At 40.8% G+C, this 16,217-nt stretch carries 17 protein-coding genes and 2 pseudogenes; 2 read left to right on the forward strand and 17 right to left on the reverse strand.

Annotated features, from left to right (window positions below; all coding sequences use genetic code 11):
* Positions 1-101: 101 nt before the first annotated feature.
* From HMPREF0848_RS04705 to HMPREF0848_RS04775, 15 genes and pseudogenes are all read right to left on the reverse strand, one after another.
* A complete protein-coding gene (locus tag HMPREF0848_RS04705; protein ID WP_008534978.1) occupies positions 102-362 on the reverse strand; it encodes a SemiSWEET family transporter in 261 nt (86 codons plus the stop codon).
* 319 nt (positions 363-681) lie between these two features.
* Entirely contained in the window at positions 682-1,827 is a 1,146-nt protein-coding gene (locus tag HMPREF0848_RS04710; protein WP_008534979.1) for an FtsX-like permease family protein, read from the reverse strand.
* Positions 1,828-1,830: 3 nt separating this feature from the next.
* Entirely contained in the window at positions 1,831-2,511 is a 681-nt protein-coding gene (locus HMPREF0848_RS04715) for an ABC transporter ATP-binding protein (RefSeq protein WP_008534980.1), read from the reverse strand.
* Positions 2,508-3,083 carry a TetR/AcrR family transcriptional regulator gene (locus HMPREF0848_RS04720; protein WP_008534981.1) on the reverse strand — a complete coding sequence of 192 codons (576 nt, stop codon included), beginning with the start codon at positions 3,081-3,083 and terminating at the stop codon, positions 2,508-2,510. Before HMPREF0848_RS04720 ends, HMPREF0848_RS04715 begins: the two co-directional genes overlap by 4 nt.
* A 149-nt stretch (positions 3,084-3,232) precedes the next feature.
* Positions 3,233-4,156 carry an aldo/keto reductase gene (locus HMPREF0848_RS04725; protein WP_008534982.1) on the reverse strand — a complete coding sequence of 308 codons (924 nt, stop codon included), beginning with the start codon at positions 4,154-4,156 and terminating at the stop codon, positions 3,233-3,235.
* 98 nt (positions 4,157-4,254) lie between these two features.
* Complete coding sequence (locus HMPREF0848_RS04730; protein ID WP_008534983.1) at positions 4,255-5,469, reverse strand: ABC transporter permease; 1,215 nt, start codon at positions 5,467-5,469, stop codon at positions 4,255-4,257.
* Positions 5,466-6,359 (reverse strand): annotated as a pseudogene (locus HMPREF0848_RS04735) (ABC transporter ATP-binding protein). Before HMPREF0848_RS04735 ends, HMPREF0848_RS04730 begins: the two are co-directional and overlap by 4 nt.
* An 11-nt stretch (positions 6,360-6,370) precedes the next feature.
* Positions 6,371-7,168 carry a DUF3169 family protein gene (locus HMPREF0848_RS04740; protein WP_008534986.1) on the reverse strand — a complete coding sequence of 266 codons (798 nt, stop codon included), beginning with the start codon at positions 7,166-7,168 and terminating at the stop codon, positions 6,371-6,373.
* A gap of 2 nt (positions 7,169-7,170) precedes the next feature.
* Entirely contained in the window at positions 7,171-7,380 is a 210-nt protein-coding gene (locus HMPREF0848_RS04745) for a helix-turn-helix transcriptional regulator (protein ID WP_008534987.1), read from the reverse strand.
* A 5-nt stretch (positions 7,381-7,385) separates the two neighbouring features.
* Entirely contained in the window at positions 7,386-7,700 is a 315-nt protein-coding gene (locus tag HMPREF0848_RS04750; protein ID WP_037608941.1) for a hypothetical protein, read from the reverse strand.
* Positions 7,701-8,203: 503 nt separating this feature from the next.
* Positions 8,204-8,806 carry a nitroreductase family protein gene (locus HMPREF0848_RS04755; protein WP_008534990.1) on the reverse strand — a complete coding sequence of 201 codons (603 nt, stop codon included), beginning with the start codon at positions 8,804-8,806 and terminating at the stop codon, positions 8,204-8,206.
* A 137-nt stretch (positions 8,807-8,943) separates the two neighbouring features.
* A complete protein-coding gene (locus HMPREF0848_RS04760) occupies positions 8,944-9,798 on the reverse strand; it encodes a VOC family protein (protein ID WP_008534992.1) in 855 nt (284 codons plus the stop codon).
* A gap of 134 nt (positions 9,799-9,932) precedes the next feature.
* Positions 9,933-10,382, reverse strand: a complete 450-nt coding sequence (locus tag HMPREF0848_RS04765; RefSeq protein WP_008534993.1) for an Rrf2 family transcriptional regulator — start codon at positions 10,380-10,382, stop codon at positions 9,933-9,935.
* Positions 10,383-10,568: 186 nt separating this feature from the next.
* Entirely contained in the window at positions 10,569-11,432 is an 864-nt protein-coding gene (locus HMPREF0848_RS04770) for an alpha/beta hydrolase (protein WP_008534994.1), read from the reverse strand.
* The gene (locus tag HMPREF0848_RS04775) at positions 11,419-12,711 is read right to left on the reverse strand and encodes a PTS sugar transporter subunit IIC (RefSeq protein ID WP_008534995.1); all 1,293 of its coding nucleotides are present in this window, start codon (positions 12,709-12,711) and stop codon (positions 11,419-11,421) included. The genes HMPREF0848_RS04770 and HMPREF0848_RS04775 overlap by 14 nt, the downstream gene beginning before the upstream one ends.
* 249 nt (positions 12,712-12,960) lie before the next feature.
* Between HMPREF0848_RS04775 and HMPREF0848_RS04780 the strand changes: the two genes are divergently transcribed.
* Both HMPREF0848_RS04780 and HMPREF0848_RS04785 read left to right on the forward strand, forming a co-directional pair.
* On the forward strand, positions 12,961-13,881 hold the full coding sequence (locus HMPREF0848_RS04780) for an ABC transporter ATP-binding protein (RefSeq protein ID WP_004182270.1): 921 nt from the start codon (positions 12,961-12,963) through the stop codon (positions 13,879-13,881).
* 4 nt (positions 13,882-13,885) lie between these two features.
* Positions 13,886-14,641 carry an ABC transporter permease gene (locus HMPREF0848_RS04785; RefSeq protein WP_008534997.1) on the forward strand — a complete coding sequence of 252 codons (756 nt, stop codon included), beginning with the start codon at positions 13,886-13,888 and terminating at the stop codon, positions 14,639-14,641.
* A gap of 46 nt (positions 14,642-14,687) precedes the next feature.
* Here HMPREF0848_RS04785 and tnpA read toward each other — a convergent pair.
* Both tnpA and HMPREF0848_RS04795 read right to left on the reverse strand, forming a co-directional pair.
* Positions 14,688-15,020 (reverse strand): annotated as a pseudogene (gene tnpA, locus HMPREF0848_RS04790) (IS200/IS605 family transposase); the annotation flags it as partial.
* 284 nt (positions 15,021-15,304) lie between these two features.
* On the reverse strand, positions 15,305-16,217 hold a 913-nt coding region (locus tag HMPREF0848_RS04795; protein WP_037608942.1), incomplete at its 5' end, for a Spy0128 family protein.

Raw genomic sequence — 16,217 nt, forward strand, 5'->3', positions numbered from 1 at the left:
AAAAACGAGAGTAAAACCGAACGACAATCTCTGACTGTCGCAAGTTCTGCTCTCGTTTTCTGCGTTAAGAAAAATAGTATAAAAAGAAATTACGCTCTATTTTAGAACAATGCTGTCAATGCTGTAATTAAACCAAAGACGATGCCTGGGGCATTCGCAGCAGCAAGGGGAAGGTCACGTTCTTTTTTAAAGAGACCATAGTAAACCCAAAGGCTACAGTTGATAGCCGCTACCAAAGGTTGGATAAAGTTTCCTTTATGACCAGACAAATTGTCCATGATTTGTGGCACGTAAGATACGTACATCATTACTGACATAAAGGTTGCCACCCAACCAAGGGTTTTCATTTGTTTATCTGACATTTCGATTCTCCTTTTTCATAAAAAATTCACTCTGTCCTTTAGACCTGTGAGAATGGTCTCAGGACGTGTTTCAATCCTTTAAAATTAAAACAGAGTCTATCTTACGCTACCAGAGCAGAGAATGCAAGGATTCTGGGACAATGTTAATAAGATGTAAACTATCACAAGATTGTGATTGGTCACAATCTTATGATAGTGGATCTGGTCTCTTATGTAGCGTTTGCATAAGATAAAAAGACCTCTTTAAGAGGTCAATTATTCATAATATTATCTTTTGATCCTTAGAATAATAGACTCTTTATGATTGATTATAACGAAATCATTCTGCTAAGAGTACCTCTTTGATGGTTTGTTTTTGGAGTTTTCTGTTGGATAGATAAAAGAGGCTTTCATAAATCACCACAAAACCGATCAAAGTCCAAAAGCAAACATTCCAGTCAAAGTTGTGCTCAATCTTTTCAGGTACCGTGTCTTTAATCACACCAATCAAGATTTCCATGATGCCATATTGATAAGCCGTCCCAAGGGCAAATCCTAGATAGGCCCAGAAACGATAAGGAGCGAGAATATGACTTTGGCATTCACGATCGGTGTAGCCAAATGCCTTCATAAGAGCCAAGGTTTCGCGACTTTCTGAAACGACAATTCCCAATGACAAAAAGAGGATTGAGAAAGAAAGGATCAAACCAATCATGATCATCATGGTTTGGATGATGTCATCTGTGTAGTCCCTTAGGCCAAAAGACAATTGAACCATGGCTGCGAAACACATGGAGCCAAAGACCACAAAAAACAAGATCGATTTTCTCCCCCAAATCAGCGACGAGGATAGTTCTTTTAGGAAAGATTTGTCTTTCTTGGAAACCCTTTTACTCTTTTTGACCTTGATTGGACTTGGGGATTTTTTCAATAAGCGAAGGGCCGGGGTTTGTAATTGTCTTCTAGCATAGCCAATCGCGAGAACCATAAAGAAGGTCGTTGGCAGGATCACCAAAGCGACCAAGAGCTGCCAGTGAAAATGAATGGTAATGTCTGGCAGAATCCCCTTCTCATTGCGAAAGTCATAAAAATGTCCCATCATTAGAAAAGAAGCGAAATAACCAAGAAGCGCTCCAACTCCAAAACTGAGTCCAAAAGCCCAAAATCGTTTCGCCAACTGGCCATTGCTATAGCCTAAAGCCTTTAAAATCCCTAATTGTTCCTTGTGGTCATCGACAAATTGTTTGATATAAAAACACATGAGAAGAATCGACGTCAAGGACAAGACGACCCCACTGACCATGGCCACCATCCAGGAAAGCGAAACCTGGGCATCATAGTAGGTCATAATCATCGGATTGGTTTTCGAAATCTCCAACTGCTCGATATCCAGGTAAAAATTCAGGAAGAGATTGGCTACAAAGACCGCACAAGCCCCAATGATACTGACGACAACTAATTTTCGAATATCTTTTACTGTAAACATGGCTTACCATCCAATCTCATAGGCAGTCTGAGGCTGATCGTTGGTCACAACTTGGGTAATCTTGCCACTATTTACGCGAATGATGGTTCTGGCCATATCCGCAATATTTTGGTTGTGCGTCACCATAATTAAGGTAAAGCCCAGCTTTTCCTTCAACTTCCAGATATAGTCGAGAATCTTGCGCCCTGTTTCTTCGTCCAGGGCTCCCGTCGGCTCATCTAAGAAAAGAATCTCTGGCTTTTTGGCCAGGGCACGGGCAATGGAGACTCTCTGCTGTTCTCCACCAGACAATTCACTCGGATACTTATCCAACTTATCGCCAAGCCCCAAATCCTCAATAATCTGCAAAAAATCATGATTATTTGCCAGGTCAGCTCCCATCTTTACATTTTGTCTAACCGTGAGATTCGGTAATAAATAATACTGCTGGAAAATAAAGGCAATCTTCTCACGTCTAAAGGCTGTCAATTGAGCATCCGTGAGTTGCGATAAATCTTGCCCTTGAATGAGGATATGCCCCTCGTCTACCTTTTCTAAGCCTGATAATACATTTAAGAGAGTGGACTTTCCTGATCCAGAAGGACCTAGGATAACCACATCATCCTGGTCTTGAATCTGCAGAGCAATCCCTTTTAAGACCTTGGTTTGGCCGTAACTTTTGTGAACATTTTCTAGTTGAATCATTTCTTTCCTACCATTTCCTTGATGAGAGATTGACAAACCTCTGTCAATAAACCAATCACTTCTTCCATGCTGAACTGATAAATACCAGAAGCAACCATAGAGGCCATCCCGTGTGAGTAGATGAATAGATGCTGGTACAAGCGACTAGCCTCCTCTAACGTCAACGGATAGTCTGCGACAATCGATTCCAGAACCAATTGGTAGCTATGATCCTTCATGGGAAGAAAATCTTGAAAGCGACGAATCGGATCTTTGCTAGGATTTTGGAAAAGCAATTGAAAGAGTTGGGGCTCTTTTAAGGCGAACAGGATATAAGCAATCCCGACAGATCGAAAAGGCTTCTCATCTTCTAAGGCCTTGCGAATATACCCCACCACGACCATTTCCGCAGCAACAATAACCTCTGCTTGTAACTCAGCCATATTTGCAAATTGCCCAAAAATGACCCTTGGTGTGGCTCCCAGTTTTTCCGCTAATGCTCGAGCCGTCAAACTAGCCAGACCCTCTTCTCTCACCAATTGTAAAGCCGTCCCAATCATAGTCTCTTTACTAAATTTAACCTTTGGTGGCATAAGACTCCTTTCGCGCAACAGTTGTTACGCAACATACGTTGCACAAAGAATAACATAACAAAGTAAGACTTGTCAAGAAAAATTCGTAAAGTATAAAACAAAAGACCAGCCCACTGATACAAGTGAAGTCTGGTCTAATAACAACTATTCTAAGGCAAATCATTACCTGCAGCAAGGTAGATTTGGTACCATTCCTTGCGCGTTAGGGTCACTGCTGCTGCTTTCCCTGCTTCAAGGACATGCTGGGGTTTGGTCGTTCCGATGACGGCCTGCATCTTACCCGGATAGCGGAGGACCCAAGCAAGGGCGATGGCTGTCGGAGTGACCTGATATTTCTTCGCCAAGTCATTGAGGACATGATTGAGGGCTGCAAACTCTTCCTTGCCCACAAAGTTCCCTTTGAAATAGCCATGCTGAAGGACAGACCAGGCTTGAATCACCGTATCGGTTAAGCGGCAATACTCAAAGACACTGCCATCTCGCACGGCTGCTTTTGGACCTTCCATGTTGACATGAAAACCAGCTTCAAAGCTAGGCGTAAAGGCGGCACTCAACTGCAACTGGTTGACCTTGAGTGGTTGTTTGACAGCTGTTTTGAGCAATTCCATCATCATGGGATTTTGATTGGACACCCCAAAATGACGGACCTTGCCCGCTTGCTCCAAGTGATCAAAAGCTGCCGCCACTTCTTCCGGCTCCATGAGGGCATCCGGTCGGTGAAGGAGGAGACTATCTAAGCGCTCGATCTGCAGACGCTCGAGGATGCCATCGACGGAATCCAAAATATAGTCCTTAGAAAAATCAAAATAGGTAAAGCCGTCTTTACGAATCCCACACTTGGACTGGATCCACATCTGGTCCCGAAGATCCGGACGGCGCTTGAGAACCTTCCCCAGCAGGACCTCACACTGGCCATCGCCATAGATATCTGCCAGATCAAAAGTGTTAATGCCAATTGACAAGGCTGCCTCCACCAAGGCCTCCACCTCATCTTCACTCATCTCACTAATCCGCATCATCCCAAGGACAATGGTTGATAAACGCTCATTTTCAGCAAAATCAATATACTTCATCTCTGCCTCCTTTTCTGTATCTCTATTGTAGTGAAAAGGGTTTCAAAAATCAATTGGGAATCAAACAAGCCCTCATCTGTAACTGAGAGCTTGTTTGATTAGCGATAGCTGAGAGCACGTTTGATAGTCTTCCACGGTCCGAGGTCATCGGTCTGGAGGATCAGGCTCGCATAGATACGAGCAATAAGCACTGTTCCCACAATGGTAAAGAGGACCGCAATTCCCAAAGAACTCCATGATTCAAGACCAGTCGCATAGCCATTGATGGTACGGAAAGGCATGAAGAAGGTTGAGAAGAAAGGAATGTACGAACCGATCTTCAATAAGAAGACATCACCGGCACTTCCCAAGGTAGTTACCCCAAGGAAGCTAAAGATAACTAACATCATTAGTGGTGAAATCGCTTTTCCTGAATCTTCAGGTCGTGCAACTGTTGAACCTAAGAAGGCAGAGAGCACCACATACATAAAGATCCCAAGGATAATGAAGAAGACGGTATTGAGCGAGATCGACTCTGCAAGGTGTTGGGTTATAGGAGAGTTTGGAGCGAGAAAATCCTTGACAACTGGGATATCTGCTCTAAAGATCCAAACAGCTACTAGCCCAATGACATAGACAAAAATATGGGTAAAGATCACTCCAAAGAGTCCGAGCATGCGTGCGAAGAAATAGTCGGTTGCTTTGATACTAGAGAAAACCACTTCCATGATCTTAGTTCCCTTTTCACTGGCCACTTCCTGGGCTGTGATACTAGAGTAGAAGATCAAAATCATATAAAGCAACATTCCCAGACCACCTGCAACCATGGTTTGCACCATTTTCAAGCCTTCTTTTTTCTCATCAATTTTTTCTTTGAGAGAAACCTGTTGAGACAAGGCTGTCAGTTGCTCTTTGCTTAGATTAGCACGCGCTAGATTGATTCCTTGTTGGACTTGGCTTAATTTCGCAGCGACAAGCGATTTCAAATCTGTTTTCATGGCTTGGTCGCCCACATAAGTGGCTTCTAGCTGGCCATCTTTTTCATCTACCGTTAGGTAAGCAGCTGCTTTCTCATCCTTGATGGCTTTTTTAGCTGCAGCTTCATCCTTGTAGTCCAAGGTCAAGCCATCAGTTCCTTTGAGACTTTCTTTGACAGCTGGAACTTCTGTCACCAAGGCCACCTGGTTTTTGGCATCTGTAGAAGAACCTGTCAGATAACCGATTCCAATGCTCAATCCTAAAAAGAGGAAGGGACCGAAGACCATGAAGAGGAAACTCCATGATTTCACTTGTCTGATATAGGTTTCTTTCATTACGACAAACATCTGTTTCATACTTCTACTCCTGATTCAAGTTTAAAGATCTCATCAATAGTTGGGGCTTGGTGGTCAAAGGTTGCTAGGTAGTGGCCCTTGGTCAAGCGGTTAAATAATTCTGGACCAGCTGACGCATCATCCAAGATCAACTTCCAAGTCCCTTGCTTGGTCATGCTGACCTTGGTCACGTGTGGCAGAGCTTCTAGCTCTTCTTTGCTAAAGTCGTTTGAGACAAAGAGGCGAGTCTTGCCATAGCTATTCCGGACCTCTTGGACAGGCCCTGAAAGGACAACCGAACCATCACGGATCATTAGGATATCATCACACAACTCTTCGACGTTGGTCATGACGTGGTCAGAAAAGATAATGGTCGCCCCACGCTCTTTTTCTTCAAAGATGACCTGCTTGAGCACCTCTGTATTGACCGGATCCAAGCCGCTAAATGGTTCATCTAAAATGATCAATTTAGGCTCATGGATCAAGGTGATGATCAGTTGCACCTTCTGTTGGTTCCCTTTTGAGAGACTCTTGATTTTATCGGTCAATTTCCCCTTCACTTGGAGTTTTTCCATCCAGGTTGGTAATTTTTCCTTGACCTCGGCGGTGCTCATTCCTTTTAAGGCAGCCAAATAGCGGACCTGCTCAAAAATCGTGAGTTTTGGCATGAGACTACGTTCTTCTGGCAAATAGCCAATTTCCTTGTAGGTCTCTTATGTAATGGGGTTGCCACCTAGACAAATCTCACCACTGTAGTCCAAAAAGCGCAAGATACTGTGGAAAATAGTTGTTTTCCCGGCACCATTTTTCCCAACTAAGCCAAGGATATGCCCTTGTTGAGCTGTCAGATCTACTCCGAAGAGAACCTGCTTATTCCCAAAGCTTTTTTCTAAATTTCTGATTTCTAACATAGATGACTCCTCTACTCTTTATAATAACGTTTGGTAATCTTATATTGTGAAATAAGGATATAAATATAAATAATGGATACAACACTCAAAGCTAAGAGAATATCCGTCTGGAAGGCAATCCCAATGATTAAAATTCCTATTAGCATGATTGGCAAGATATAATTGCTTAACTTGACGACCACTTCGAAATTTTCCTCGTAGCTAATCTGTTTTTCTGCTTCATCCATCATACCCATCATGAATTCACGCACTTCCTTGGCATTGGCATTTCGGGGAATTGGTTTTCCATAAATCAGATGGAAGGTCTTGCGAAAGAAGATATCTGATAAGAAAAATAGGACAATCACAACAAGGAAGAGATAGAGTATGGTATAGTCTCCAAAGATAAAAGCCAAGTTCCCTGTGTCAGGTCTATCCATATACATCAATTGACAATAAAAGATGCTGACTAAAATGTATGGCAAGATCATGATGCCTTTAAAAATGGTCGCTAACCCATACAGTTTTTTCTTCTGGATGTCATAGTGATAGGCTTCCTCTTCGTCTTCTATCTGGAGCATTTTTTGATGGACTTTTCTCGCGCTTATTAGTAAGGCTATCGTAACCAAAAACACGATAAGAAACAAAAGTATTGAGCCCAAAAGGAGTACTTCTTTACTAAAGAAGGATTGGATTTCCAGGGGCTTTTCGGATCCAAACATTCCTGTCAAAAATCCGATAACTCCTCCGATCAAACCAGAAACTGTAATGATCCCGACATTTCTCCAAAAACGGTAACGTGGGGATCGTTCTTGTTGTTGCTTTCTCATTGTTATTCCTCTTCCTCTACTAGACTAAAAACATTTTCCACCGGTTCCTTGAAAATCTGGGCGATGGTGATGGCAATAATTACAGAAGGGGTATATTCCCCTCGCTCCAAGAGACTGATGGACTGGCGTGAGACCCCTGCTAGTTTGGCTAGCTCAGATTGGTTGAGCCCATCACGCGCCCTCAGCTCTTTCAGACGATTTTTTAATCTCATGATGACTACCTCAATTGCTGAATTAATTCAACATCTTCAATACGAACTAATTTTGTCACCCTATGTTGTTTAATACCCTCACGGCTTAATTTAACCCAATCTTCATCAAAATCAACAATTTCCCAATTACTTCCAAAACCATTTAGTCTAATACTGACCGTTTGCCCTTTCAATTCTTCTAAAAGTCTAGACATTTCTTTATTTCCTTTCAATTGTTTTTCCAACCCTTTGATACGTTTGTTCAATCCTTTTATCTTCTTTTCTGAGCTTGCATAAAATATAACTATAAAAGGGATAAAAAGAATCCATATGGCTCCCATAAGAATACCTCTCCTTCTTTCGTCTAAAACTATTGTAACGCTTCTTTTTATTTTTGACAAATATCTTTGTCAAAAATAAAAAGGATATTGTCAAAATCATTGGAAATATGATATAAATAACACAACTTTTCTAACATCTTATATCACTTCTCCTTCAAAAAAATGACTTAGAAAAATTGATATGCAAGATGCCGTTACGCAAGCGCCCGAAACAAAATAGTTTCAGATACTCGGAAGTTGGGAGAATTGTCTTAGCCCGAGCCTAAAAATAAAAAATCGAGGATTCAATCTTTACTCATAGAATTTCTTAGAAGGCCGCTGACATTTGCTATCACCTAAGGGAAGTATTAAAATTCAAGCTATAACTTTCCTTGGGTATTACTATTTTTAAGATAAAAAAATAACAAGATTTCTCAATCTTGCTAATTTTTTTGTCTTATCATTATGATTTTGTTCAGTCAGTATGTAGCCTACTGCCAAGCTGACTGACTAAATTAAAGTGATTATTTGTCGCCAAAAACTTTGAAACGACCTTCTGTTTGGATGTCTTTATCTCCTGCTGGTGTAACGATTTGACCAAATGGCGCTTGAGCACGGAGTTTCCAGTTAGCTGGAATGTCGTATTTTTCAGCCAATTGGGCATCAACAAGTGGGTTGTAATGTTGCACGTTCATGCCGATATTCTTCTCAGCCAAAGCCAACCACGTCGCATAAAGGGCGATTCCATGACCTTGCTCTGACCAAATTGGGAAGTTTTCAGCGTAAAGTGGGAATTGCTCTTGAAGGCCTTTCACTACATCTTGATCTTCGTAGAAGAGGATTGTTCCCTTAGCTTGAACAAAACCTGCCAAACGTTCTTTTGTTGCCTCAAAAGCTTCTGCTGGCGTTACTTTTTCAAGCTCTGAATAAGCGATTTCATTCCAGAAAGCATCTGATTCTTCATCCAGCAAAATCACCACACGTGATGTTTGTGAGTTAAAGGCTGTCGGTGTGTTAAGGACAGCTCCTTGAATGGTTTCAATCAATTCTTGGTTAGAGAGCTCAAGGTCTTTTCCTAATGCGTAGATAGAACGGCGCTTTATTTGTAAGTCTGTAAAGTAGGTCATAGTTATTCCCTCTTTCTTTGTGATGAATGTTAATTGTTAAAATTGTTAAGCTTATTTGTAATAACTTTGATTACAATAACCATTATAGACCTTTCAAATGTAATGTCAATAGTTACGACTCAAAAAATCACTAATTATTAATATTCTTTTCTTACCCGTGTCAAAATACCATCATTATCCTCGAAGATTAACGTATTAGAAGATAACCATTTGACCTCTGCTCCACGATTCTTAGCACGTTCTGCTATGGCAATCAAATCTTCCTTGTTTGCTACTTCCACGACATAGTAGGCAAGTCCAGGCATATCTTTGTCACGTTTGGCTAAGTTTTTGCCACCCCATTCATTGACAGCCAAGTGGTGATGGTAATCACCTGAAGCAATCCAACTAGCACTTGAAATGGTAAACTTATCTGCCAGCTCCAAAACATCCTGATAAAAAGCCGTTGCTAGCTGACTATCTTTGACCGATAAATGAATATGCCCCATTCGAGTATCCTTAGCTATCACAAAAGGCTCAACCTTGCGTCCCATCTCGTAAATTTCTTGAGCTGATAGTTCTTCTGTTACACCAAAGATGCAACCATCCTCACGAATATCCCATTCAGCAACAGGCTTGTCTCTATAGAGCTCAATACCATTGCCTTCAAGGTCTTCCAAATAAAGGGCTTCACTATAACCGTGGTCAGCCGCACCGACAAATGGATAATCTAGCTCAGCAATATGTTTGAAAACATCTGCCAGATCCTCGCGAGACGGCAACAAAATCGCCATATGGTAAAGACCATAACTAGACTTGACCGCTTCCTCACGGTTGGTTTCAATCAAGTGAACTAGTGGCTTGTTTCCAGCACCCAAAACAATTTCTGTTGCAGTTTGAGATAGGATTTCAAGTCCTATAACCTGTGTATAAAAGGCTGTCTGGCGTGCCAAGTCCTTCACATTGAGCACCGTCTCCGCGAGGTAAATCTTACTATTGTAGTCGTATGTCATATGTTTTTCTCCTGTGTTGTAATCATTTCTATGACATTATTATACTTAGTTTTATTGTAATATTAATTATTACAACCTAAAATTAAAAAAGAAACCGAAAAACTTTCGATTTCTTATAGTTTAAAATCTAAAAATCAAGCTCCAGCTTCTTTCCAGTTGGCCTTAGCATCCTTTAAAATACCAGCCAAAGTTTTCGTTTCGAGTTCTTTTTCCATTGCCATTTGAACGTCTTCTAGGCTCTGATCCAAAATCCCATGGATATTACGTCCTACTGGACAGGCTGGATTAGGATGGTCATGAAAACTAAAGAGTTTGCCACTTGGACCGATGCTATCCACCGCATGATAAACCTGAAGAAGGTTAATCTCCTCCGGTGATTTGACTAATGCGGCCCCACCTGTTCCCCTTTGAACTGAAATTAAGTCTGCTTTCTTAAGTTGCGACAAGGTTTTTCGGATAATAACCGGATTGACGCCTACACTACCAGCCATAAAGTCACTGGTTAACTTAGTTTCATTGTCCTTGTTCAGTGCAATCAAGGTTAAAACGTGAACAGCAATGGTAAACCGACTTGGAATTTGCATATTAGGGACCTCTCATTCTTCTTTGTTATTTTACTTGATTATAACAAAAAGAAAGTTGTAAATCAATAAGTTACAACAACTTATTGAATCAACCTTAGGACTAAAAAAGATAGAGCCATCATAGACTCTATCTGATTTTGACTTCTAAAAATGATAACTAGAACTGGCCAACCATCCTATGCTGGCTTACTGTGGCTCTAGCTTAGTCTTTTGCTTCTTACGGACACCCTGCCCTTCGATATGTTGTTTGACAAGTTCTACAACTTCATCATTGGTTGGTAAGTCCGAGTGCTGAGCATCTTCGCCCGTAACAGTGATTTCAGTATAGCTTTTTGCTTGATTCTGATAGATGTACTTCCCAGCTGAAACACTGGCATCAGGAACCAACTCGTCCGAGTCATAGGTGATAGTCCCTGCTACCGAATAGACATGTAAGGTTGATGGGATATTTTTCTTGGCAGCTATGAAATCCGCCAGCATGACCGATTTATTTTTGATATTAGTTTCAGTGAAATTATAAGGTGTCCCGATGGTCATCAAGGAATTTATCTTGACATCGTAATCGCTAAGATAATTTTCAATAAAGGCCGTATAAATCAAACCACCATTTGAATGTGCTAGACCTTTGAAATTATTAAAATTATATTTATTTTGCAGGGCTTCAAAGGCCTGATTCATCATTTTGGTTTGTTTTTTGATATTGCTGTAGCCGTCGTTGTTATTTTCAAATCCAATAACAATAATAGGTTCATTGTCATTTTTCTTGATTTTTCCTTCAAAGGTAATACGCCCATTGTTCCAAACCTTGACCTTGAGGAGGCTATGCTTAGTCCCACGACGGTCTTGATTTAGCTTACGTACCAGACCATCAAAACGATTTTCCGTAGCGGAACTCCCCGGAATCATGATAATAGGAGACAATTTCGAGTTGTAGAAAGTCTCAATTTCCTTGACATTTTTTTTGGTCCAGCTATAAGAAGGCACCGCTAAGCCGATGAGAAAGACAGCAACCAAAACAAAGACCAACTTCATTTTTTTATTGAGCTTCATTAGTTTCTCCTTCCTCTTTTAAACCGTGTTGTACCTTATTAGAAAGTCTTACGAAAGGAATAAAGATAGCGACATCAACCGCAAAACAAAACAGACTAACAGCCAAGGCACGAAGGCTACCACCAGTACCAATGAAAGCATAGAGCAGGCTAGGGGTACCATCTGGTACAGGATAAACTGCCGCCGGCATAAGACGAAGCACCAAAGCAATTGCTGCTATACCCATGTTGACCATTGGTGCTAACAGAAAGGGAACAAGATAGACCAGATTAAGCAAAACTGGTACACCCACCATCAAGGGAGCGCCATTATTAAAGAGACTAGGAAAAACGCTGAGAAGACTGACTTTCTTGTCCTTATAACTGGTTGAGGTTAAAAGAAGGGCTACCAAGAGAGCCAAGACTGATCCAACGCCAGCAACCAAACCATAACTGTGATAAAGATTTGTCAGAGTAAAAAGATGGGGAAGCCCTGTCGTCGTATGATGGGAAACCGCATAAGTCAGATTCTCCAAAGCAAAGCTATCTTCAGCTATAGAATTGAGAGCGAAGGCTTGACTATTCCCAATCCAAGCAGAAAAAGTGCTCAAAAGGCCCATCATAAAGGTTGAGAAAAGATGATTACCAGTGACGGTAATGGTCGATGTAAACTGTCTAATAGACTGAAAGATATTTTCCCGTTCACCAATAACCAATAGAATATTAAGCCCAATTGCCAAAATTAAAGATAAAAAAATAGGACGAACCGTCTTAGGCTGATAAATATAATCCTTATCTACAATTTGGTCATCACTGGCTCTTGAAAATCGGAAGATCTGACCAACCAAATAGCCCACGAAGATAGCCAGCATAATATTAATCGAAGCCGGTAAATTGATACGCGTCAAATCGCCATCGTTAAGTGGAGACATTAGTAACTCTTGCGATCCTATAATCAAACTGACCAAAAGAGAAGTCACACCAGCCGTACCAGTACTTCTACCATAGTGGCCAGCTGTGTATTTTCCAGCGAAATAAGTCGATAAGGGACCTGCTAATCCACCGAGAAAACTAGAAAGATTAATAAGTACCTGACCGGACGTCTTAAAGGCCGGCAACCAATCAGAAACTGAAAAAAGTTGGTTAATATAACCCATCTCCGAAAAAACAGATAGTGAAATCACCCGAATAATCCCTGAAAATAGGAAAAAGGGAAAAAGCGAAACCAAAGTTTTCTGCGTAATTTGAACAAAACCACGCTCACGAAACCAGAGAAAACTTCGGATCAAATAGTTTGTCATAAAAGACTCCTAGAAAATGGCCATACTCGGCCCTGTATTAAACATTCATTATCATTATAGCACAAAGGAAAAGGACTTACCTTAATCATGGGTTAAAGCAAACACTCTCAGAATTTAGTCACCACCATTTTCATGATTTCTTGAAAAATTTAAGAAATATTTGAGAATTTCTTGATGTTTATTTAATGACTTTATACTACAATAAAGATGAAAAGAAAGCGGTATCAAATAAGCGAAAGGAGGCTTATCATGAAAAAGGTACTTGAGGTCAGACATCTGACTAAACGTTACGGCCAACATCTAGCTCTAGACAATGTAAACCTGACCTTAGAAAAGGGTGAGGTCTATGGCCTTATCGGAAGAAATGGGGCAGGTAAGACGACACTGATTAAGGTCATCACCAAACTCATCCGTCCAAGTCAAGGTAGTGTTTCCCTCTTTCACTCTACTTCCAAATCAGAGTGGACCCACGCACTGAAACGTGTCGGTTCTGTGATTGAAACACCCGTCGCCCTTAATCATCTCAACGCACGTCAAAATCTACGTTACTACTGCAAGATTCATCACGTTCCAAATCCTGACAAAGTCATTGAAGAAATCCTTGATACGGTTGGACTTGGTCACACTGGCAAGAAAAAATTTCGTAGTTTCTCATTGGGTATGAAGCAACGCCTAGGTATCGCTATTGCACTGATTGCAAAACCAGACCTACTCATTTTAGATGAACCGATTAATGGTCTCGACCCGGTAGCTATCAAAGAATTCCGCCAAATGATTAAAAAATTGAGTGAAGAGCAAGGTATGACAGTTCTCATCTCTAGCCACATCTTGTCTGAACTCTATCAGGTTTCAACCCGCTTTGGCATTATTGATCACGGTCACATCATCCGTGAAATTACTAAGGACGAATTCGAACATCTCAGCGAAGACTATATCGTTCTCAAGACCAACCAATTAGCCCTAGCTAGTCGCATTCTCCAAGACCAACTCCATCAACACTTCAAGGTTGTTAACAGCGACAATGAAATTCATATTTTCGATAAATCCCATGTGATTAAAGCAATTGTTAAAGAGCTGGTTAAACAAGAAGTTGACATCGATGAAATTTACTACAAACGTCAAGACTTAGAAAACTACTTCACACAACTGGTTGATTCAGAAAGGAGGTAGAGCCATGTTACACACTATTCACGCCGATTTCTATCGACTCTTCCGTTCTAAAGGATTTTGGATTTCTGAAATTATCCTAGCCCTAAACATTATTTCTGGTGTCCTATTGGGAGGTACAGGGCATGTAGGCGTAGAAACTGGGGCAAAACAAGCCGTTCGAAGCTCCTCTTCATGGACTGGTGTCGGATCACTGATTAATTATTCTAGTAGTATCTCTATGACAGTCCTCTTCACTTTGATTGTTGTCTCTATTATTTTGGGCGTTGACCTTGCGCAAAAGTTATATAAGAATAATCTCACCTCTGGTATTTCACGGAGCGGGTTCTTCTTCGCCAAGGCAACCGTCATTGTAGCGATTACTTTAGGACAACTCCTCTTGTCTTACGGTCTTGCCTTCGTCCTTGGTACACTTTGCCATGGTCTCGGAACTGTACCTGATCACTTTGTTAGAAACTTTGCCTTAACTTTCCTTCTCCAATTCTTGTGTAATTTGGCTTGGGTAAGTCTGACCACGGTTGCCCTCTACCTCACACATTCCATCGTGACAACCTTTGTGACCTACACCCTTGGTTTAGTAGCTTTAACCGTACCAGCAGCAATCTTCCCTAAAGTAGAAATTTTGAAATACTTGTCACTCAACTTTAATTACGCCCTGACCGCAGATAAAACTATCATTCAAAATACTGCGATCGTGGCAGTAGGATTTATCTTAGCATTCACAGCTTTAGGCTTGATTACTTTTGAAAAACAAGATTTGTGAAAACATTCAAAACTATCCATGTGACGAGGAACTGAAAAATCGGTTAAAAGCCTCGACACCAAAATTTGCGATTCCCATATTTATACTTTAAATTTGCGTGTCGATCAAATATCATTAAGCTACTTTTGCCCTTTAAATATCCCATAAATGAAGAAATACTTAGTTTCGGTGGTATACTCACTAACATGTGAATATGATCTGGGCAAGCTTCTGCTTCATGAATTTCAACACCTTTTCTTTCACATAATAATCGTAAGATTTGACCAATACTTGCTTTGTATTTCCCATAGATTATCTGACGTCTATATTTTGGGGCGAAAACAATATGATACTTACAATTCCATGTAGTATGTGCTAAACTATTATTATCCTGTCTCATCAGGGGTCCTCCTTTAGTATATTAGTTAGTGGTCGGGAAACCTTATCTAATATAACACTTTAGGGGGACTTTTTTGATACATCGCTAAAAGCCTTTCAGAACCACTAGCACAGCTAGTGGTTCTCGAGAAACAAAAAGACAAACATCGCTTTTGATGTTTGTCTTTATTCTGATACAAAACTAATCTTGCGTTTTTACTACCTATTTATGGATAAGTTAATAAATAATTAAAGTTTGAAATCAACTTAGCATAAACATATTGAATTATTCACCAATCCTCTATTTTATGAATTGTTCTTCCGTTTTCTTGATAAGACCAATCCAACTAATGTGAGAAGGCCTCCAACCTCTATTGCGACTTCAGACTTATTGTCACCAGTTTTAGGAAGTTCTTGTTCTTTTACATCCTCATAAACTACTGGAGTAAGCGAAGTGACTGATTTCACTGTTTGAACTTCTGGAGTCGGTGGGATAGGAGGTGTTACCGGTGGAACTATTGGTGTTGGTGGAGTTGGTGGGGTTACTGGCGGAACAACAGGTGTTGGTGGAGTTGGTGGGGTTACTGGCGGAACAACAGGTGTTGGTGGAGTTGGTGGGGTTACTTTATTGTTAAATTCTGTATCTGCTGGTAATTCAGTAGTAGCGATTAACACTCTTCCATCTTTCTTCACTTTGATTCCAACAGTAGCAATCATGTGGTCATACTCGATACCAGCTTCGGTACCTTTTACTTCTTCTACATGATAGATGTAAGTCCCTTCTTCACCATTTTTAAATGTAAGTGCTGAAAATTTAATCTTACCAGATGCATCATTCGCTACTGTTTCGATTACATTTCCTTTTTCATCCTTCAAAACAAAGCTAAATTCTCCAGCTTTCAACTCACGACCCTCTAATTTCTTAGTGAAGTTGAACTGTACTGTCACTGGCGCTACCGCATAGTTGTTAAACTCGCTATCCGCTGGCATTACAACATTGGCTGTCAAGATACCAGTTGTGGCGTCTTTTGTGACCTTAACTGTCACTTCGGCGTTCATAGTATCGTAGTCAATATCTGTATCTGTGCCGGCTACTTCACGAACAGTGTAGGTATGTGTACCTTCTTTATCATATGAAATAGCGTCAAATTGGATCGTGCCGTCTGCCCCATTCTTCTTCGTTTGGAGAACTTGACCGTTTTCAAGCAACTCGAAGCTG

The organism is Streptococcus sp. C150 (assembly GCF_000187445.1).
GTDB lineage: Bacteria > Bacillota > Bacilli > Lactobacillales > Streptococcaceae > Streptococcus > Streptococcus raffinosi.

Coding starts and splice junctions, on each gene's coding strand:
- HMPREF0848_RS04765 (WP_008534993.1), bottom strand. CDS start 10,382: ATGCAAATTCCAAGTCGGTTTACCATTGCTGTTCACGTTTTAACCTTG.
- HMPREF0848_RS04785 (WP_008534997.1), top strand. CDS start 13,886: ATGTTACACACTATTCACGCCGATTTCTATCGACTCTTCCGTTCTAAA.
- HMPREF0848_RS04730 (WP_008534983.1), bottom strand. CDS start 5,469: ATGAAACAGATGTTTGTCGTAATGAAAGAAACCTATATCAGACAAGTG.
- HMPREF0848_RS04750 (WP_037608941.1), bottom strand. CDS start 7,700: ATGGGAGCCATATGGATTCTTTTTATCCCTTTTATAGTTATATTTTAT.
- HMPREF0848_RS04745 (WP_008534987.1), bottom strand. CDS start 7,380: ATGAGATTAAAAAATCGTCTGAAAGAGCTGAGGGCGCGTGATGGGCTC.
- HMPREF0848_RS04710 (WP_008534979.1), bottom strand. CDS start 1,827: ATGTTTACAGTAAAAGATATTCGAAAATTAGTTGTCGTCAGTATCATT.
- HMPREF0848_RS04725 (WP_008534982.1), bottom strand. CDS start 4,156: ATGAAGTATATTGATTTTGCTGAAAATGAGCGTTTATCAACCATTGTC.
- HMPREF0848_RS04715 (WP_008534980.1), bottom strand. CDS start 2,511: ATGATTCAACTAGAAAATGTTCACAAAAGTTACGGCCAAACCAAGGTC.
- HMPREF0848_RS04740 (WP_008534986.1), bottom strand. CDS start 7,168: ATGAGAAAGCAACAACAAGAACGATCCCCACGTTACCGTTTTTGGAGA.
- HMPREF0848_RS04770 (WP_008534994.1), bottom strand. CDS start 11,432: ATGAAGCTCAATAAAAAAATGAAGTTGGTCTTTGTTTTGGTTGCTGTC.
- HMPREF0848_RS04760 (WP_008534992.1), bottom strand. CDS start 9,798: ATGACATACGACTACAATAGTAAGATTTACCTCGCGGAGACGGTGCTC.
- HMPREF0848_RS04780 (WP_004182270.1), top strand. CDS start 12,961: ATGAAAAAGGTACTTGAGGTCAGACATCTGACTAAACGTTACGGCCAA.
- HMPREF0848_RS04720 (WP_008534981.1), bottom strand. CDS start 3,083: ATGCCACCAAAGGTTAAATTTAGTAAAGAGACTATGATTGGGACGGCT.
- HMPREF0848_RS04775 (WP_008534995.1), bottom strand. CDS start 12,711: ATGACAAACTATTTGATCCGAAGTTTTCTCTGGTTTCGTGAGCGTGGT.
- HMPREF0848_RS04755 (WP_008534990.1), bottom strand. CDS start 8,806: ATGACCTACTTTACAGACTTACAAATAAAGCGCCGTTCTATCTACGCA.
- HMPREF0848_RS04705 (WP_008534978.1), bottom strand. CDS start 362: ATGTCAGATAAACAAATGAAAACCCTTGGTTGGGTGGCAACCTTTATG.